Origin of the sequence: Bradyrhizobium sp. CSA207, from assembly GCF_029051685.1 — a bacterium.
Classification (GTDB): Bacteria; Pseudomonadota; Alphaproteobacteria; order Rhizobiales; family Xanthobacteraceae; genus Bradyrhizobium.
Map to the genome: position 1 here is coordinate 260,214 of NZ_JAACFT010000001.1, position 17,999 is coordinate 278,212.

At 65.3% G+C, this 17,999-nt stretch carries 15 protein-coding genes; 9 read left to right on the forward strand and 6 right to left on the reverse strand.

Annotated features, from left to right (window positions below):
* Positions 1 to 33: 33 nt before the first annotated feature.
* On the reverse strand, positions 34 to 906 hold the full coding sequence (locus GWG65_RS01180; protein ID WP_275193454.1) for an SDR family oxidoreductase: 873 nt from the start codon (positions 904 to 906) through the stop codon (positions 34 to 36).
* A gap of 105 nt (positions 907 to 1,011) precedes the next feature.
* Here GWG65_RS01180 and GWG65_RS01185 point away from each other — a divergent pair, with 105 nt between their 5' ends.
* The 4 genes from GWG65_RS01185 (at position 1,012) to ppc (ending at position 7,005) form a co-directional block, all read left to right on the forward strand.
* Positions 1,012 to 1,821, forward strand: a complete 810-nt coding sequence (locus GWG65_RS01185; protein WP_275193455.1) for a crotonase/enoyl-CoA hydratase family protein — start codon at positions 1,012 to 1,014, stop codon at positions 1,819 to 1,821.
* Positions 1,822 to 1,964: 143 nt separating this feature from the next.
* Complete coding sequence (locus GWG65_RS01190; RefSeq protein ID WP_275193456.1) at positions 1,965 to 3,509, forward strand: acyl-CoA synthetase; 1,545 nt, start codon at positions 1,965 to 1,967, stop codon at positions 3,507 to 3,509.
* A gap of 181 nt (positions 3,510 to 3,690) precedes the next feature.
* Positions 3,691 to 4,095, forward strand: coding sequence for a YccF domain-containing protein (locus GWG65_RS01195; protein WP_275193457.1), 405 nt, complete (start codon positions 3,691 to 3,693; stop codon positions 4,093 to 4,095).
* A gap of 114 nt (positions 4,096 to 4,209) precedes the next feature.
* On the forward strand, positions 4,210 to 7,005 hold the full coding sequence (gene ppc / locus GWG65_RS01200) for a phosphoenolpyruvate carboxylase (RefSeq protein WP_275193458.1): 2,796 nt from the start codon (positions 4,210 to 4,212) through the stop codon (positions 7,003 to 7,005).
* Between the two features lie 132 nt (positions 7,006 to 7,137).
* Here the strand turns inward: ppc and GWG65_RS01205 are convergent, their stop codons facing one another.
* The 4 genes from GWG65_RS01205 to GWG65_RS01220 all read right to left on the reverse strand — a co-directional run bounded on the left by GWG65_RS01205 (position 7,138) and on the right by GWG65_RS01220 (position 11,062).
* Positions 7,138 to 8,256, reverse strand: coding sequence for an SMP-30/gluconolactonase/LRE family protein (locus GWG65_RS01205; RefSeq protein WP_275193459.1), 1,119 nt, complete (start codon positions 8,254 to 8,256; stop codon positions 7,138 to 7,140).
* A 128-nt stretch (positions 8,257 to 8,384) separates the two neighbouring features.
* Positions 8,385 to 9,299 (reverse strand): SDR family oxidoreductase, encoded by a 915-nt coding sequence (locus GWG65_RS01210; RefSeq protein WP_148743334.1) that lies wholly within the window; start codon positions 9,297 to 9,299, stop codon positions 8,385 to 8,387.
* 206 nt (positions 9,300 to 9,505) lie between these two features.
* The gene (locus GWG65_RS01215; protein WP_275193460.1) at positions 9,506 to 10,645 is read right to left on the reverse strand and encodes a thiolase; all 1,140 of its coding nucleotides are present in this window, start codon (positions 10,643 to 10,645) and stop codon (positions 9,506 to 9,508) included.
* Between the two features lie 3 nt (positions 10,646 to 10,648).
* Complete coding sequence (locus GWG65_RS01220; protein WP_275193461.1) at positions 10,649 to 11,062, reverse strand: Zn-ribbon domain-containing OB-fold protein; 414 nt, start codon at positions 11,060 to 11,062, stop codon at positions 10,649 to 10,651.
* Between the two features lie 178 nt (positions 11,063 to 11,240).
* Here GWG65_RS01220 and GWG65_RS01225 point away from each other — a divergent pair, with 178 nt between their 5' ends.
* The 5 genes from GWG65_RS01225 (at position 11,241) to GWG65_RS01245 (ending at position 16,267) form a co-directional block, all read left to right on the forward strand.
* Entirely contained in the window at positions 11,241 to 12,590 is a 1,350-nt protein-coding gene (locus tag GWG65_RS01225; RefSeq protein ID WP_275193462.1) for an amidase, read from the forward strand.
* On the forward strand, positions 12,583 to 13,269 hold the full coding sequence (locus tag GWG65_RS01230) for a DUF2848 domain-containing protein (protein ID WP_275193463.1): 687 nt from the start codon (positions 12,583 to 12,585) through the stop codon (positions 13,267 to 13,269). Before GWG65_RS01225 ends, GWG65_RS01230 begins: the two co-directional genes overlap by 8 nt.
* 277 nt (positions 13,270 to 13,546) lie before the next feature.
* A complete protein-coding gene (locus tag GWG65_RS01235) occupies positions 13,547 to 14,293 on the forward strand; it encodes a 2OG-Fe(II) oxygenase (RefSeq protein WP_275193464.1) in 747 nt (248 codons plus the stop codon).
* A gap of 18 nt (positions 14,294 to 14,311) precedes the next feature.
* Positions 14,312 to 14,965, forward strand: a complete 654-nt coding sequence (gene alkB, locus GWG65_RS01240) for a DNA oxidative demethylase AlkB (RefSeq protein WP_275193465.1) — start codon at positions 14,312 to 14,314, stop codon at positions 14,963 to 14,965.
* Positions 14,966 to 15,022: 57 nt separating this feature from the next.
* Positions 15,023 to 16,267 (forward strand): MFS transporter, encoded by a 1,245-nt coding sequence (locus GWG65_RS01245; protein ID WP_275193466.1) that lies wholly within the window; start codon positions 15,023 to 15,025, stop codon positions 16,265 to 16,267.
* A gap of 103 nt (positions 16,268 to 16,370) precedes the next feature.
* Here GWG65_RS01245 and GWG65_RS01250 read toward each other — a convergent pair whose 3' ends face one another.
* Complete coding sequence (locus GWG65_RS01250; protein ID WP_275193467.1) at positions 16,371 to 17,999, reverse strand: thiamine pyrophosphate-dependent enzyme; 1,629 nt, start codon at positions 17,997 to 17,999, stop codon at positions 16,371 to 16,373.

Below are 17,999 nucleotides of genomic sequence, written 5' to 3' on the forward strand. Positions count from 1 at the left end.
CGCGGCGCGCTGCGCTGCGTCCGGGGCACGAGATCAGCCCCTTGCAGCCCGGTCCTTCTCGTTCTGCGCCATGATGCTGTCGCGGGCGGTTTTCCAGTCGTCGTCGCTCCAGTCGCGCAGCTGGTAGAAATTGCCGCCCATCGCGAGCGCCTGTGCACCGTCCATGGCGATGGTCTCGCCACTGATCCAGTCGCAGCCGCCGGAGATCAGGAACACCGCGAGGTTTTGCAACTCCTCCATGGTGCCGACGCGGCCCATCGGGTTCATCGCCTTGGTGCGCGCGCCGGCCTCGTCGCCGGGCTTGATGCGCTTGCTCATGCCCTCGGTCGGGATTTCTCCAGGGGCAATGGTGTTGAGGCGGATGCCGTAGCGGCCCCATTCGGCCGCGAGCGACATCGTCATGGCGTGGATCGCCGACTTGCTCATCGCCGACGGCACCACATAGGGCGAGCCGTTGCGCACCCAGGTCGTGGTGATCGAGACGACGTTGCCGGGCTGCTTCAAGGCGATCCAGCGCTTGCCGACCGCATGCGTCACGTAGAACGTGCCGTGCATGACGATGTTGGCGACCGCGTCGAAGCCGCGCGGCGAGAGCTCTTCGCTGCGCGAGATGAAATTGCCGGCGGCGTTGTTGATGAGATCGGTGAGGGGACCGTCGCGAAAGATGTTCTCGACCATCTCGTCGACGGCGAGCGCGTTGCGAATGTCGACGCCATGGCTGGTGACGCGGCCGCCATACTGATCCATCAGCTCGGTCGCGGTTTCGTCGCAGACGATCTTGCGCCGGCCGCAGATGTGCACCTCCGCACCAAGCTGGAGAAAGCGGGCCGCCATCGACTTGCCGAGGCCCGTGCCGCCGCCGGTCACGAGGATGCGTCGGCCGGCCAGAAGATTTTCCTTGAACATGGGCGTTTCCCCCGTAGGGATTGTTAGTTAATTGGTCGATTGACTAAATCCGGCCGCCGTCTTCCTGTAAAGCGGCACCGAACAAGAACAGGGGAGAATTCGTCCATGGAAGAGCGCGTCTCGATTTCGATCTCGGAAGGCGTCGCCGATGTTCGCCTGGTGCGGGCGGACAAGATGAATGCGCTCGATCAGGCCATGTTCGAGGCCCTTGTCGCTGCAACCGACCGGCTTTCGAAGGAAAAAGGCGTGCGCGCCGTCGTGCTGTCCGGCGAGGGCCGCGCCTTCTGCGCCGGTCTCGACATGGGGCGTTTTGCCGCCATGAAGGAAAAGGGCGGCAACGGAATTCCGGGTGGCGAAAATCGCGACCTCACCAAGCGCACGCATGGCCAGGCGAACTTCGCGCAGCAGGCGGTGTGGGGCTGGCGTCAGCTTCCGGTGCCGGTGATTGCCGCAATCCAGGGTGTCGCCTTCGGCGGCGGCTTCCAGCTCGCGCTCGGCGCCGACATGCGCTTTCTCACACCCGATGCACGGATGTCGGTGATGGAGATCAAGTGGGGCCTCGTGCCCGACATGGCGGGCACGCCGATCCTGGCGAGCCTCGCGCGCGATGACATCCTGCGTGATCTCACCTACACCGGACGCATCTTCTCCGCGCAGGAGGCGATGGCTTACGGCCTCGCCACCCGCATCTGCGACAACCCGCGCGCCGCGGCGCTGGACGTCGCGCGCGAGATCGCCGGCAAGAGCCCCGATGCGATCCGCGCCGCAAAACGTTTGCTGAACAATCTCTCCGTCGATCCCGGTCCCGCGCTGCTCGCCGAATCCGTCGAGCAGCAGAAGTTGATCGGCAGCGCAAACCAGATCGAGGCGGTGCGTGCCAATCTGGAGAAGCGTGCGCCGAGATTCGCGGATTGATGAGTTCTCCGTCATGGCCGGGCTTGTCCCGGCCATCCACGTTCTTCGCTCACCGCGACGAACCAAGAACGTGGATCACCGGGACAAGCCCGGCGATGACGACTAACCGGCTCCGTCGCTAAGCAACAAAGAAAAACAAACAAATGAGCGAAACGTCCCAATTCCGCGGCATCGTCTCCGGCGAGCGCCGCCGCGCCCACGGCGAGGTCGCCAATCGCGCCGACCGCATCGCCGCCGGTCTTGCCAAGATCGGCGTCCGCCAAGGCGATTGCGTCTGCATGCTGATGCGCAACGACATCGCCTTCCTGGAGGCCGCCTACGCCGCGATGCGGCTCGGCGCTTATGGCGTGCCGATCAACTGGCACTTCAAGCCGGAGGAGATCAACTATATCCTGAAGGACACCGGCACCACCGTGTTGATCGGCCATGCCGACATGCTGCACGGCCTGCGCGAGGCGATTCCGTCGGGTGTCATCGTGCTCAGCGTGCCGACGCCGCCGGAGATCCTTTCCAACTACAAGATCGATCCGGATCATCTGGCGACGCCGGAGTTTGCGATCGACTTCGAGCCCTGGCTTGCGCGGTACCAGCCCTATGACGGCCCAGTCGTGCCGCAGCCCATGAACATGATCTACACCTCGGGCACCACCGGCCACCCCAAAGGCGTGCGGCGCAATGCGCCGACGCCGGAGCAGGCCGCAGCCGGCGAGCGCATGCGTGCGATGATCTACGGGTTGAAGCCCGGCGCCCGCGCGATTCTGCCGGGGCCGCTCTATCATTCCGCGCCGAACTCGTTCGGCATCCGCGCCGGCAAGCTCGGTGGTGCGCTGGTGCTGATGCCGCGCTTTGAGGCCGAAGAGTTCGTGGGCCTGATCGAGCGATACAAGATCGACACCATCTTTATGGTGCCCACCATGTTCATTCGCCTGATGAAGCTGCCGGAGCAGGTGCGCAAGAAATACGACGTCTCCTCGCTGCGCCATATCATCCATGCCGCGGCGCCTTGCCCGGCCGACGTCAAGCGCGCCATGATCGAATGGTGGGGGCCGGTGATCTACGAGTTCTACGGCTCCACCGAATCCAGCGCCGTCACCTTCGCCACCTCCGGGGACGCGCTGAAGAAGCCCGGCACGGTCGGCAAGATATCGCCCGGCGCCGAGCTGCGCTTCATCGGCGATGACGGCCGCGTGCTGGGCGTGGGCGAGATCGGCGAGATCTATTCGCGCATGCCCGGGATGGCCGATTTCACCTACCACAACAAGCCGGAGAAGCGCGCCGAGATCGACCGTGACGGCTTCATCACCTCGGGCGACGTCGGCTATATCGACGAAGACGGCTACGTCTTCATCTGCGACCGCAAGCGCGACATGGTGATCTCCGGCGGCGTCAACATCTATCCGGCCGAAATCGAGTCGGTGCTCCACGCCGTCCCCGGCGTGCATGATTGCGCGGTGTTCGGCATCCCCGATGCGGAATTTGGCGAGGCGCTGATGGCGGTGGTGGAGCCGCAAGAGGGCATCGCGCTCGATGCTGGCGACATCCGGGCGCGGCTGAAAACCTCGCTCGCCGACTACAAGGTGCCAAAACACATCGAGATCCGTACCGGGCTGCCGCGCGAAGACTCCGGAAAAATCTTCAAGCGCCGCCTGCGCGATCCCTATTGGGAGCAGGCGGGACGGAAGATCTGACAGTCCGTAGCCCGGATGGAGCGGAAGCGTAATCCGGGACCTCTCGCCGCGGAGAGATTTCCCCGGATTGCGCTGCGCTCCCTCCGGGCTACGCGAACCCGCAAAGACGTGAGTAGCGCCATGAACCACGACCACGCAGGTCGTGTTATAAGAACGTGGTCATCCACTTCCGGATCATCCCATGGCTCCCGTCTCCATCCTGCTCAACCTGCTTTGGATTCTCATCGGCGGCGCCTGGATGGCGTTCGGCTGGCTGATCGCTTCCGTCATCATGGCCATCACCATCGTCGGCCTGCCCTGGGCGCGGGCGGCGTTCAACATCGCCGTCTACACGCTGCTGCCGTTCGGCTCGAAGGCGGTCAGCCGCTACGAGGTGACAGGCATGAGTGATGTCGGCACCGGCCCGCTCGGGGTGATCGGCAACATCATCTGGTTCGTGCTGGCCGGCTGGTGGCTGGCGCTCGGCCATCTCGTGACGGCCTTGGTCCTCGCGATCACCATCATCGGCATTCCCTTCGCCTGGGCCCATCTCAAGCTCGCGGGCATCGCGCTTTGGCCGATCGGCAAGGTGATCGTGCCGGCGTAGCTCTGGCGAGAAGCGCGAGCTGAAATTCGCCCCAAGTGTGCGCCGCCCCCAAGTTCATCTTGCGCTGCGACAAAAAACTTGCACACTCGGCCGGGCCAGGCAGCGGAGCTCGCCATGTCCCTCCAGACCGTAATATCCGACGCCGACCATCGCCCCAACCGCTCTGAGGACGTCCAGGCACTGGAGGCCGATGCCCGGCTGCGCGACGACATCCGCCTGCTCGGGCGTATCCTGGGCGACACGGTGCGGGACCAGGAGGGGGCCGAATTGTTCGATCTTGTCGAGCGCATCCGGCAGACCTCGATCCGGTTCCACCGCGACGAGGACCGGCTCGCCCGGCATGAGCTCGAGCAGATCCTCGACAGCATGTCGACGTCCGAGACGGTGCGCATCGTCCGCGCCTTCAGCTATTTCTCCCATCTTGCCAACATCGCCGAGGACCAGAACAACATCCGCCAGATGCGCGCGCGGACCGCCGCCAAGAACGGCGGCTCCGGTGTGCTCGCGGAAACGCTGGCCCATGCCAAGGCGGCGGGCTTCAGCGCCGACGCGTTGCGCAGCTTCTTCAGGGATGCCCAGGTCAGCCCGGTGCTGACGGCACACCCGACCGAAGTCCGCCGCAAGAGCACCATGGATCGCGAGATGGAGATCGCGGCCCTGCTCGACCGCCGCGAGCGGGTCGCGCTGACCGAAGACGAAGCTGCGGCCAGCGACGAGCAGCTTCGCCGCGAGGTGCTGACGCTGTGGCAGACCAATCTGCTGCGCCGGACCAAGCTCACCGTGCTCGACGAGGTCGCCAACGGCCTGTCGTTCTACGATTACACTTTCCTCCGCGAGGTGCCGCGGCTGATCAATGCGCTGGAGGACCGGCTGGAGGAGGGCGGCGAGCAGGCCGCAGGCGAGCTCGCCTCGTTCCTGCGGATGGGAAGCTGGATCGGCGGCGACCGCGACGGCAACCCCTTCGTCACTGCCGATGTGATGCGTGGCACGCTGCGGCTCCAGTCCAGCCGGGTGATGCAGTTCTATCTGAACGAGCTGCACGTGCTCGGCTCGGAATTGTCGATCGCGGCGCATCTTGCCGACGTGTCCGAGGAGCTGCGCAGGCTCGCGGAGCGCTCGCCGGACACCTCGCCGCACCGCAGCGGCGAGCCCTACCGCCTCGCAGTGTCCGGCATCTATGCACGTCTTGCGGCGACGGCCGAAAAACTTCAGGTCGAGATCACCCGCCGCCCGGTCGGCAAGGGCGCGCCTTACGAGAGCGTCAAGGAGCTTCAGGCCGATCTCGATGTGCTGCATCGCTCGCTGATCTCCAACAATGCCCGCGTCATCGCGCGCGGCCGGCTGCGGCTGCTGCGCCGCGCGGTGGATTGCTTCGGCTTCCATCTGGCCCGGCTGGATATTCGCCAGAACTCGGCCGTGCATGAGCGCACCATCGCCGAGCTGATGGACGCTGCGAACCCCGGCACGTCCTACCTCGCGCTCGGCGAAGACGCACGCATCGCACTGCTCAGCAATGAACTGCGCAGCACGCGCTCGCTGGTTTCGCAATTCGTCAAATACAGCGACGAGACCATGGGCGAGCTCAACGTCTTCCATGCTGCCGCGGAGGCGCATGCCAAGTTCGGCTCGGACGCCATCCAGCAGTGCATCATCTCGATGTGCAAGAGTATGTCGGACATGCTCGAGGTCGCCGTGCTGCTGAAGGAGGTCGGCCTCGTCCATCCCTCCGGCCGCAGCGCCATCAACATCGTGCCGCTGTTCGAGACCATCGAGGACTTGCAGGCCTCGAGCGGCATCATGGACCGCATGCTCTCGCTGCACGATTACCGCCGCCTCGTCGACAGCCGCGGCAGCGTGCAAGAGGTCATGCTCGGCTATTCCGACAGCAACAAGGATGGCGGTTTCGTCACCTCGGGCTGGGAACTCTACAAGGCCGAGATCGGGCTCGTCGACGTGTTCGAGCGGCATAGCGTGCGCCTGCGGCTGTTCCACGGCCGCGGCGGCTCGGTCGGCCGCGGCGGCGGTCCGAGCTACGACGCCATCATCGCGCAACCCGGCGGCGCTGTGAACGGTCAGATCCGCATCACCGAGCAGGGCGAGATCATCTCGTCGAAATATTCCAACGCCGAGGTCGGCCGCAACAATCTGGAGATCCTGGCAGCGGCGACGCTGGAGGCAAGCCTGTTGCATCCGCGCCAGAGCGCGCCGCGCCGCGAATATCTGACTGCGATGGACGAGCTTTCAAATCTCGCCTTTAGGGCTTATCGCGGTCTCGTTTACGAGACCGAGGGTTTTGTCGATTATTTCTGGGCGTCCACAGTCATCAACGAGATCGCGACGCTCAACATCGGCAGCCGTCCGGCCTCGCGCAAGAAGACCCGCGCAATCGAGGATCTGCGCGCGATCCCGTGGGTGTTCTCCTGGGCGCAATGCCGCCTGATGCTGCCGGGCTGGTACGGCTTTGGCAGCGCAGTCGAGCAATGGATCGCCGAGCATCCCGACCAGGGCATGCCGTTCCTCAAAGAGCTTTACAAGGAATGGCCGTTCTTCCGCATGCTGTTGTCGAACATGGACATGGTGCTGGCGAAAAGCTCGATCGCGATCGCCTCGCGCTATGCCGAGCTCGTGCCCGACGAAGCCCTGCGCGAAAAAATCTTCGGCCGCATCCGCCGCGAATGGCATTCCTGCATCGAGACGCTGCTCGACATCATGGGCCAGGACCGTCTGCTTCAGGGCAATCCGCTGCTGGAGCGCTCGGTGCGCCACCGCTTCCCGTATCTCGATCCGCTCAACCACGTGCAGGTCGAGCTGCTCAGGGAGCACCGCGCGCAGAACCCGGACGAGCAGGTGCTGCGCGGGATTCAACTGACGATCAACGGCATCTCGGCGGGGCTGCGGAATACGGGTTAAATCCAGGAGCCACGCGGCCGCCTCGCACTCAGTCGTCATGCCCGGGCCTGTCCCGGGCATTCACGTTTCTTCGTGCCGTGTGTCAAGACGTCATGGCCGGGACAAGCCCGGCCATGACGAGGAGAGGGGCTCTCAACAGAAATGCGCCCCCTGCGTCTCCACATAGACCGCATACAGCGACTGGCTCGCGGTCATGAACAGGCGGTTGCGCTTCTTGCCGCCGAAGCAGACATTGGCGCAAGTCTCGGGCAGCAGGATCTGGCCGATACGCGCGCCGTCGTTCGGCGCGAACACCTGCACGCCGTCATAGCCCGGGCCGACCCAGCCGGCGCCGACCCAGATATTGCCTTCGGTGTCGACACGGAGGCCGTCAGGGAAGCCCGACTTGCCCTCAAGCTTCATGTCGATCAGCCGCTTCGGGTTCGACAGCTTCGCACCGTCGATGTCGTAGGACCACACCACGTTCTCCGCTTGCGGATAATGCGTGATGCCGGTGTCGCAGACATAGAGCTTCTTGTAGTCGTGGCTGAAAGCAATGCCGTTCGGCTTGAACGGCTCGTCGGCGACCTTTGCCACTTGGCCGGTCTGTGTGTCGAGGCGATAGACCGCTTCCTTCTGGTGCGGCTGGAGCGAACCGGTATTGGCAAGCTTGCCCTCATAGATGCTGATCGCGCCGTAGCCGGGATCGGTGAACCAGATCGCCTTGTCGTTGGGATGCACGACCATGTCGTTGGGGCCGTTGAGCGGCTTGCCATTGGCTTGCTCGGCCAGGGTCGTGACCGAACCGTCGTGCTCGTAGCGGACGAGGCGCGTGCGCTCGGCGCTGATCTGGCGGCCCTCGGTGTCGAACGAGTTGCCGTTGGCTTCGTTCGACGGCTTGTGGAACTGCTCGGAGATGTGGCCGTCGTCGTCGAGATAGCGCAGCTGCCGGTTGGCGGGGATGTCGCTCCAGACCAGATATTGCCCCTGCGCATTCCAGGCCGGCCCTTCCGCCCAGAGGCAGCCGGTGTAGAGCCGCTTGATCGCGGTGTTGCCGACCTTGGCCTTGAACCGCTTGGGGTCGATCGCGACGATGTCGGGGTCGGGATAACGCTGCGGCTCGGCGTTGGCGCCGAAGTCGCGGGCGTCAGCCTTCGAGGCGAGCAGGGTGGATGCGGCCAGCGCCGCCGCGCCCTTGATGAGATCGCGGCGGCCGAGGCCGTCGCGCTCCGTTGCAATCGTGTCGTTGGGCTTGGTCAGTATTCTTGTCATGGTTTCCTCCCAAAATGTGTTGGGAGGACACCATCCGTCTGCAATCAGGCGTAAACCGGGGCGATCTCTGGCTGAGGCAGCCAGAGATCGCAGGGCAGGAATGCCGGAAATGCAGCTAGACGGGATCCTTACACGGGATCCCAGGGGAAGATGTCGGCTGAGCGGTCGAGCTTGTAGAACGAGCCTTTCAACGCGGGCATGCCGTGCTCCGCGATTGACTGAGGTGTCCAGCCTTCGCTTCGATGCACCGAACGAAGCGGCCTGTTCTGGCTGAACAGGAAGAGCTCGTTCATGCGCGCGCCGAAGATCTGCCCAGTGACGTCCTTGGCGGCATCGGAAAGCAGATAGGCGCAAACCGGCGCGATCTTCTCTGGCCCCATCTGTTTGATCTTCTCGACGCGCGCCTTCTCGGCTTCGGTCTCGGTCGGGATGGTGCCGATCATGCGGGTCCAGGCGAACGGCGAGACGCAGTTGGAGCGGACGTTGAAGCGGCCCATGTCGAGCGCGATCGATTTCGACAGGCCGACGATGCCGAGCTTGGCGGCGGCGTAGTTGGCCTGGCCGAAATTGCCGATCAGGCCGGAGGTCGAGGTGAAGTGCACGAAGGAGCCGGACTCCTGCTCGCGAAAAATCCGCGCCGCCGCGTGCGAGACGTAGAACGAGCCCATCAAATGCACCTTGATGACGGCCTCGAAGGCTTCGACGCTCATCTTGTGGAAGATCATGTCGCGCAGGATGCCGGCATTGTTGACGACGCCGTCGAGCCGGCCGAAATGATCGGTCGCGGTCTTGACGATCTTGCTTGCGGGAATGGCTTCCGCCACCGATTCGAAATTGGCAACGGCAGTGCCGCCGCGCTTCTTGATCTCCTCGACCACCTCCTCGGCGGGCGTGGCGCTGGTGCCGGCGCCGTCGGCGGCGACGCCGGGATCGTTGACGACGACCTTGGCGCCTTCCGCAGCGCAAAGCAGCGCGATCTCCCGCCCGATGCCGCGGCCTGCGCCGGTGACGATGATGACCTTGTCTTGCAGTGATTTCGTCATGTGGGTTCTCCGCTGTCGATCCGGTGTTTCTTACCTCGCCCCGCTTGCGGGGAGAGGTCGGATCGCATCGAAGATGCGATCCGGGTGAGGGGGACTCTCCGCGAGTCCGAGTGCGTGGAAGCGGCCCCTCACCCCAACCCTCTCAGCGCGAGCGAGGCTCGTCGCGGCCCCGTAAGAACGGGGAGAGGGAGAGGCAGGCAGCTCACTCATTTCTCGTTCGTAAACACGATCGTGCCTGATGCCGCGAACATGCCGCCGACGCCGTGGCACACCGAAATCTTCGCATTTGGCACCTGCGCCGGCGCAATGCCGCGCATCTGGCGTACGCTCTCCTGAAGCGCGTACATGCCGTACATGCCCGAGTGCATATAGGATAAGCCGCCGCCATTGGTGTTAAGCGGCAGCTTACCGCCGGGCCGCGTATTGCCGTCGGCGATGAACTTGCCGGTTTCCTCATGCGGCATGAAGCCGAGGTCGCCGAGACCGAACAGCGGCAGATGCGCAAACGCGTCGTAGATCATGAGATGGTCGACATCCCCATGCGTGATGCCGGCTTCCTTGAACGCGAGGGGCCCCGCGGTCTTGAAGGCGCGTGAGGAGTTGAACGTCTCCATCTGGCTCACCATCGGCGTCTCCACGCTCTCGCCGGTGCCCATGATGTAGACGGGCTTCCTCGGAAAATCCCTGGCGCGGTCGGCTGAGGTCAGGATCAGTGCGCCGCCGCCGTCGGTGACCAGGCAGCATTGCAGCAGCCGGAACGGATAGGCGATCATGCGCGAGTTAAGGACGTCGGCGACCGTGATCGGGTCCTTCATCATCGCCCGCGGGCTTTTCGCCGCCCATTCCCGCTGCACCACGGCCACCGAGGCGAGCTGCTCATGGGTGATGCCATAGGTCTTCATGAAGCGCAGCACGGGGATCGGGAACATGCTCGGCGGGCCGTAGACGCCGAACGGCGCTTCGAACTGGCCTTGCAGGCTGTCGGCAGGGATCGAGCGCGGCGCCTTGCCGATCATCGACTTGCCGCTCTCGGCATGTGTGATCAGCACGGTCTTGCAGAGACCGGCCTCGATCGCCGCGGCGGCATGGCGGACGTGCAGCATGAATGAGCAGCCGCCGACCGAGGTGCCGTCCACCCAGGTCGGCTTGATGCCGAGATAGTGGCAGACCTGCTGCGGCGTTTCGACCGCCGTGGCGAAGCCGTCGATGTCGGACAGCTTCAGCCCGGCATCGGCGATGGCATTGAGCGCCGCGTCCGCGTGAAGCTGGAGCTGCGAGGCGTTGGGGATGACGCCGAGCTCGGTGGTCTCGGCGGCGCCGACGACGGCAACCTGGTTGCTGCGCATGGTCTATCCCTTCGCCGGACGGAAGACGGGGAGGCTGATCGTGTCGTCGAGCTTCTCGAAGGCGACCTCGAGCTTCATGTCGAGCTCGAGCGCCTCCGGCGTCTGCGGGCAGTCGATGATGTTGCTCATCATCCGCGGTCCCTCGGCAAGCTCGACCACGGCGATCGCGTAAGGCGGCGTGAAGCCGGGTGCGGCGGGACGATGGTTGATCACGTAGCTGTAGAGGAAACCCTTGCCGCTCGCCTTGAAGGCAGAGACCTTGCGCGACGCACAGGACGGACAGAACGGGCGCGGCGGGAAGTAGACATGCGCGCAGGCATCGCAGCGTTGCAGGCGCAGCTCGCCCGCCTTGGTGCCGTCCCAGAAGTGCTGGGTCTCCGGCGTCGGTTTCGGTCGCGCGCGCTGCGGTTCGGCCATGTCGGCAAGTCCTCCCAAGGTTCAGGCTCCGAGGCCCGCCCGTTGCGATCTTGATGCGACAATTGACCATGGCGCGTCAACGGTCCAGCAACGCGCATGCATGCCATCATGCGCACAATGCTTGTATCGAACTAGGGCGGCGCTATAGATTGCGCGCGAAATATTCCGTGAGACAGACATGCCCGATTTTCCGACACTGGCGAAGCTTGCCGAAGACCTCGAGAGCGGCCGCACGACCTCCCGCAAGCTGGTCGAGGCCTGCCTCGACAAGATCGCCGATCCCGCCGGCGAGGGCCAGCGCGCCTTCATCCATGTCGACAAGGCCGCCGCGCTAGCCGCGGCGGACGCGATGGACGGCCTGCGCAAGGTCAACGCGGCGCCCTCGCGCTACGCCGGCATTCCGATCTCGATCAAGGATCTTTTCGACATCAAGGGCCAGACGACGCGGGCCGGCTCCCGCGCGCTCGACGACTCCGATCCGGCGGAGCACGATGCGACGACGGTCGCTCGGCTGCGCCAGGCCGGCTTCGTCGTGATCGGGCGGACCAACATGACCGAGTTCGCCTATTCCGGCATTGGCATCAATCCGCACTATGGCACGCCGAAGGGCGCCTGGAACCGGGCCCAGGGACATGTGCCCGGCGGCTCGTCCTCGGGCGCTGCGGTGTCGGTGCTGGACGGCATGGCGCACGGCGCGCTCGGCACCGATACCGGCGGCTCCTGCCGCATTCCCGCCGCCTATAACGGCATCGTCGGCTACAAGCCGACGCAGCGCCGCGTACCGCTGGACGGCGCGGTGCCGCTGTCGTTCTCGCTCGACAGCATCGGACCGCTGGCGCGATCGGTCAGTTGCTGTGCCATACTCGATGCCGTGCTGGCGAACGAACCGATCGTCGCGTTGAAGCCGCGCCCCGTGAAGGGCATGCGGCTGGCGGTGCCGACCACCATCGCGCTCGACGATCTCGACGCCGAAGTGGCCGAAACGTTCGAGCGTGCGCTGAAGTCGCTCGCCGACCACGGCGCCGTCATCGAGCGCATCGAGATGGCGGAATTTCACGACATCGGCCCGATGAACGCCAAGGGCGGTTTTGCCGCATCCGAGAGCTACGCCTGGCATCGCTATCTCATCGCCGCCAAGGGTGACGTCTACGACCCCAGAGTCTCCGTGCGCATCATGCGCGGCGAGGCGCAGAGCGCGGCCGACTATATCGATCTCCTCAACGAGCGCCGCTCGCTGATCGCGCGCGTCAACGCGCGCATCGCGCCCTATGACGCGCTGGTGCTGCCAACCACCGCCAACACGCCGCCAAAGATCGCCGACCTCGCCGACGACAAGGCGTTCACCACCGAGAACCTGCGCGCCTTGCGCAATTGCACTCTGATCAACATGATCGACGGCTGCGCCATCTCTCTGCCTGCACATCGCGAGGGCGACGTTCCCGTCGGCTTGATGCTGGCGGGTAGCGGTGGATCGGATCGCCGTATTTTCGAACTTGCTGCCGGCATGGAGGCCGTAATTCGTGTTTGACCTGACTTTCACCGTCGACGCCCAGGACACCACAACACCGCTGACGCTGGCGATCGACCAGGCCGTCATTGCCGGCTGGACCGGCCGCGATCCCGTCGCGCGCGACAAGCATATCGCGGAGCTGGAGGCCGTGGGCATCGCCCGGCCGGCCTCGACGCCGATCTACTACCGCGTCTCGGCGCGGCGGCTGACCATGGAAGACAGCATCGAATGCTGCGGCGGCGATTCCTCGGGCGAGGTCGAGTTCGTGCTGATCGGCTGGCAGGGCCGTATCTTCGTCGGCTGCGGCTCCGACCACACCGACCGCAAGGTCGAGGCCTACAACGTCACGGTCTCCAAGCAGATGTGCGACAAGCCGATCGCGTCGGTGCTGTGGGAGCTCGAGGACGTGATCGGCCATTGGGACAAGATGATCCTGCGCTCCTATGCCTGGATCAAGGGTGAGCGCGTGCTCTACCAGGAGGGCACGCTCGACGCGATGCTGCCGGTCGACGATCTCATCATGCGCGGCTTTGGCGGTAAGAAGCTGCCCGACGGCTGCGCCATGTTCGGCGGCACCTTCGCCGCCAAGGGCGGCATCCGCCCCGCCGACCGCTTCGAGTTCGAGCTGGGGGATCCCGTGCTGAAGCGGACGATTCGGCACGCCTACGACGTGGTGACGCTGCCGGTGCGGGGCTGAGGCGCCTCCGCCGCCATTGCGAGCGAAGCTCCCTCCGCCGTCATTGCGAGGAGCCCTTGCGACGAAGCAATCCAGACTCGTTCCGGGGAGGGACCCTGGATTGCTTCGCTTCGCTAGGAAGAAAGTGGTCGGTTCCAGATCAGAATCCGACCAGATGTGCTGACCCATTTTCGTTTACATCGGGTCGGCGCCTCGCCGCCGGTCCCAACTCGCAATGACGGGGAAGCAGTCGGAAATCGGGTGGCAGCAGAGGGGGCGTATTGCGAAGGTCGTAGTCATGACAGCAACAGCACGCAAATCATCCCATAAACCATCCGTCGACCTCGCCGCCCGCGTCGATGCCCTCGACTGGCCTCAAATCACCGGCGAACTCGACGCTCAAGGCTGCGCTGTCCTCAAAAGCCTGCTCACGCCGGATGAATGCCGCGCCGTCGCCGCGCTCTATCCGGAGGACACGCACTTCCGCAGCCGCATCGTCATGGGTCGCCACGGCTTCGGCCGCGGCGAATACAAATATTTCTCCTATCCGCTCCCCGACCTGATCGCGCAATTGCGACCGGCGCTTTACGCGCATCTGCAAGGCGTTGCCAATCGCTGGAACGAGGCGATGGGGATCGACATCCGCTATCCCACCGCGCATGCGGCGTTCCTCAAGCGCTGCCACGAGGTGGGGCAGGTGCGGCCGACGCCACTGCTGCTGCAATACGGGGACGGCGACTACAATTGCCTGCACCAGGACCTCTATGGTGAGCACGTGTTCCCGCTCCAGGTCGCGATCCTCTTGTCCGAGCCGGGACGCGACTTCATCGGCGGCGAGTTCGTGCTGACCGAGCAGCGCCCGCGCATGCAATCCCGCGCCGAGGTCGTGCCGCTCGCGCAGGGCGATGCGGTGGCTTTTGCCGTGCACCACCGCCCGGTGCAGGGGACGCGCGGCACCTATCGGGTTAATCTGCGCCATGGCGTCAGCCGGATTCGCTCGGGGCAACGCCACACGCTGGGCGTGATCTTTCATGACGCCAAGTAGACCAAGTGAGGCCGACGATTGACGGCGGATTTGTTCGACAGCCTTGCCGAGGCGCAGCCGTCGCGCGAGGAGATCGCTGACGGCGCCGCGTTGTTGCGCGGATTCGCCAAGCCGATCGAGCAGGAGTTGATCGCGGCCGTGCATGCGATCATTGCGCAGTCGCCGTTTCGCCGGATGACCACGCCCGGCGGCTATCAGATGTCGGTGGCGATGACGAATTGCGGTGAGCGCGGCTGGATCACCGATCACACCGGCTACCGCTATGATCCGATCGATCCGCGATCCGGCGCGGAATGGCCGGCGATGCCGCCCGTGTTCCGCGATCTCGCCCGCCGCGCGGCGGAGCAGGGCGGCTTCACGGGCTTTGCGCCCGATGCGTGTCTCGTCAATCGCTACGACCCCGGCACGCGGCTGTCGCTGCACCAGGACAAGGACGAGCTGGATATGTCCGCGCCGATCGTCTCGGTCTCGCTCGGGCTGCCCGCGACCTTCCTGTTCGGAGGCATGGCGCGCAGCGACAAGCCGCGCCGCTTCCGGCTGGTCCACGGCGATGTCGTGGTCTGGGGTGGTCCGAGCCGGCTCGCCTATCACGGTGTGGCGCCCCTCGCCGAGGGCGAGCACGCGCTGCTCGGGCGGCAACGGATCAATCTGACGTTCCGCAGGACGCGCTGACGCATTTCCTCCGGGCCATCTCTCGTCTAGGCTTGCTCCCTCGGGGGAGGCGGCGACATGACCAGCGCACAATTATCGGCCCAGGCCGGCGCGAGCGCCAAGCGCACCGGCCTGTATCTGGCGGTGCTGCAACTGGTGTTCACGCTGGGCTGGACGACTTATGTCATCTATCTGCCGAGGCTCGCTGCCGAAGTCGGTCTCGCGCCGACGACCGTCATTCTCATCCTGATGCTCGATCAGGCGATCTTCACCATCGCTGATACCGCGATGGGAGTAGCTGCCGACAAGATCGCGCCCCGCGTCGGCAGGCTTGGTCTGTTCGTAGGCCTGATGGCAGGCGTCTCCTGCGCTGCGTTCGTGGCGCTGCCCTTCGTGGCCGGCGCTGGCGCTGCCGCGCAAGGCGCGTTCATCGGACTGATCGTGGTCTGGTCGATCACCTCCTCGGCCTTGCGCGCGCCGCCGCTGACCCTGCTCGGCAGGTACCGCGCAAAGCCTCAGATGCCGTTGCTCGCGGCCCTGGCGATGCTGGGTTATGGGATCGCGGGCGCTGTTTCGCCCTATCTCGGCGTGGTCCTGCGCGACCACGACGCGCGATTGCCCTTCGTGATCTCCAGTGCCGTTTTGCTGCTCACGGCGCTTGCGCTGTCGCGGATCGAGTACGACGTGGCGCGCAACACCTCGCCACACGCGCCGGCAGAGGCCGCCAAGCCGCTCGGTCTTGTTCCGACCGCCTTCATCGTTGCGATGGTGGCGCTCGCGCTCGGCTATCAGCTCCATTTCGCCATGAACAGCGCGCCGTTCTACCTCCGCTTCGCCAAGCCCGACCAATTGCAATGGCTGATGCCGGTGTTCTGGATCGGCTTCAACATCGCGATGTTTCCGGCAAGCCTGGTCGTCAAGCACCGTGGCGGCCTGATCGTGATGGGCGCGGCCGGGTTGTTCGGCGCGGTGGCGATCGTAACCGCCGAGCTTGCCGGCAGCCTCAGCGTTCTGACCGCGGCGCAATTCCTGGCGGGCGCCGCCTGGGGCTGCATGCTGATGAGTGCGGTCTCCGCCGCGCTCGCGATCGGCGCAACCGGCGCGGAAGGCAAGGTGACCGGCCTGGTATTCTCAGCCCTCGCGCTCGGCACGTTTGCGCGGATGGCGGCGGTTGCCGGCGGCTTGCAGAAAATGCCTGATTACGCGCCGCTGCTGCACTGGGCACCGGTCGCCTGCTGGTCGGTCGCAGGCGCCGGCCTGCTCGTGATCGCGGCCGCGCGGCTTCAGGGTGGCCTGATCGGAAAAATTAACTCCTCATCCTGAGGAGCGCGCCCTTCGTGCGCGTCTCTAAGGAGAGGCCGAGATGCGGGACCCGGGTCTGCATGGTTCGAGACGGCGCTGACGCGCCTCCTCACCATGAGGATAATCAGGGCTTCGGCGGGTGAATGAACGCCCACGGACTCGCTTCGGAGTCCCGGGGCACCTCAACCGAGATCAGGTATGGCCCGCCATGGGCCAGCGCCTTCTCCATCGCCGCCTTGAACTGATCCGGCGCAGTGACCTGAGCAGCCGCAACGCCAAAGGACTCCGCAAGCTTGACGAAATCCGGGTTGACCAGATCGGACGCCACCACGCGGCCGTCGAACCGCTCGCGCTGGTCGCGGCGGACGTTGCCGTAGGCGTTGTTGTTGAACACCAGCGTCACCACGGCAATGTTGAACTGCACGGCGGTGGCGAGCTCCTGCACGCCGAACATGAAGCCGCCGTCGCCGGTGATCGCCACCACCGCCTTGTCCGGATTGGCGACCTTGGCGCCCAGCGCGGTCGGGAAGCCCGAACCGAGCGTGCCCTGGTAGCCCGAGGTGATGAAGGTGCGCGGCTGGTAGATCGGAAAGCCGTACCAGGAGGCGAAGCCGACCTGGGACAATTCATCGGTCACGATCGCATTCGCCGGCAGCACCTCGCGCAGGATGTTCAGATACGCCATCTGCGGCTGGATGCGCTGGATCTCGGTTTGCGCGCTCGCGGTGGCCTCGCGGATCTCCGCGCGGCGGCCGCTGCTCTTCGCATAGCCGGCCTTTTTCACGGCGGCGACGAGATCAGCCGTCCCGGCCTTGGCATCGGCGACCACCGCAGCGTCGGAGACGACCCGGCGCATCTCGGCCGGATCGATATCGATACGAACGGATTTCAGCCCGTTCGGCTGATACGGCCAGCGGAAGCCCGACGCAGGCAGCTCCGCGCGGGTGCCGATTGCAATCATCAAATCGGTCTTCGCCCACAGCTTGTAGGCCGCCGCCATGGTCAATCCGAGCTCATGCGCGTTGGAGACGATGCCGCGGCCGCTGCGGAAGGCGACCACAGGCGCATCGATCATCTCGGCAAGTTCGAGGATCTCATCGCTCGCCTCGATCGCGCCGCTGCCGACGAAGATCATCGGCGCCTTGCTGGTCCTGATGAGCGCGGCTGCCTGCTTGATCATATCAGGGTCGGGCAGGGGCGCCGGCAGGGGCTCCAGCACCTTTGCCGCCGCGGTATCCGCGCGCTGCGTGAAGACGTCCCAGGGCATCTCGACCGAGGCGGGGCCGCGCCGTCCCGACGTCATCTCCTGGAAGGCGCGCGCGACCACGGTCGGCGCGTTGCCGGGATATTCGATCCGGTCCGCCCATTTCACATAGGTGCGCAACGTTGCGAGCTGGTCCGGCATCTCATGCAGATGGCCGCGGCCCTTGCCCAGGAATTGCGTCGGCACCTGTCCCGTCACGCACAGCACCGGCTCGTTGCAGCCGTACGCGGTCAGCAGCGCCGCACTGGCATTGAGCACGCCGGGGCCGGGCACCACGCTGAACACGCCGGGCCTGCCGCTGGAGCGCGCATAGCCGAACGCCATGTAGCCGCAGGCCTGCTCGTGCCGGGCGCCGATCACCTTGAGCTGGGCCTGATGGAAGGCGTCGAACAGGCCGTAGACCTGCGCGCCGGGCAGTCCGAACACGGTGTCGACGCCGTGGGCGACGAGGCCGCTTACGATCGCTTCGCCGCCGGTGAGGGTGGTCAT

What these genes read in the sequence shown, in the direction of transcription:
- GWG65_RS01235 (WP_275193464.1), top strand. Translation starts at nt 13,547, where the DNA reads ATGACAGCAACAGCACGCAAATCATCCCATAAACCATCCGTCGACCTC.
- GWG65_RS01195 (WP_275193457.1), top strand. Translation starts at nt 3,691, where the DNA reads ATGGCTCCCGTCTCCATCCTGCTCAACCTGCTTTGGATTCTCATCGGC.
- GWG65_RS01210 (WP_148743334.1), bottom strand. Translation starts at nt 9,299, where the DNA reads ATGACGAAATCACTGCAAGACAAGGTCATCATCGTCACCGGCGCAGGC.
- GWG65_RS01215 (WP_275193460.1), bottom strand. Translation starts at nt 10,645, where the DNA reads ATGCGCAGCAACCAGGTTGCCGTCGTCGGCGCCGCCGAGACCACCGAG.
- ppc (WP_275193458.1), top strand. Translation starts at nt 4,210, where the DNA reads ATGTCCCTCCAGACCGTAATATCCGACGCCGACCATCGCCCCAACCGC.
- GWG65_RS01250 (WP_275193467.1), bottom strand. Translation starts at nt 17,999, where the DNA reads ATGACCACCCTCACCGGCGGCGAAGCGATCGTAAGCGGCCTCGTCGCC.
- GWG65_RS01205 (WP_275193459.1), bottom strand. Translation starts at nt 8,256, where the DNA reads ATGACAAGAATACTGACCAAGCCCAACGACACGATTGCAACGGAGCGC.
- GWG65_RS01245 (WP_275193466.1), top strand. Translation starts at nt 15,023, where the DNA reads ATGACCAGCGCACAATTATCGGCCCAGGCCGGCGCGAGCGCCAAGCGC.
- GWG65_RS01225 (WP_275193462.1), top strand. Translation starts at nt 11,241, where the DNA reads ATGCCCGATTTTCCGACACTGGCGAAGCTTGCCGAAGACCTCGAGAGC.
- GWG65_RS01220 (WP_275193461.1), bottom strand. Translation starts at nt 11,062, where the DNA reads ATGGCCGAACCGCAGCGCGCGCGACCGAAACCGACGCCGGAGACCCAG.
- GWG65_RS01185 (WP_275193455.1), top strand. Translation starts at nt 1,012, where the DNA reads ATGGAAGAGCGCGTCTCGATTTCGATCTCGGAAGGCGTCGCCGATGTT.
- GWG65_RS01190 (WP_275193456.1), top strand. Translation starts at nt 1,965, where the DNA reads ATGAGCGAAACGTCCCAATTCCGCGGCATCGTCTCCGGCGAGCGCCGC.
- GWG65_RS01180 (WP_275193454.1), bottom strand. Translation starts at nt 906, where the DNA reads ATGTTCAAGGAAAATCTTCTGGCCGGCCGACGCATCCTCGTGACCGGC.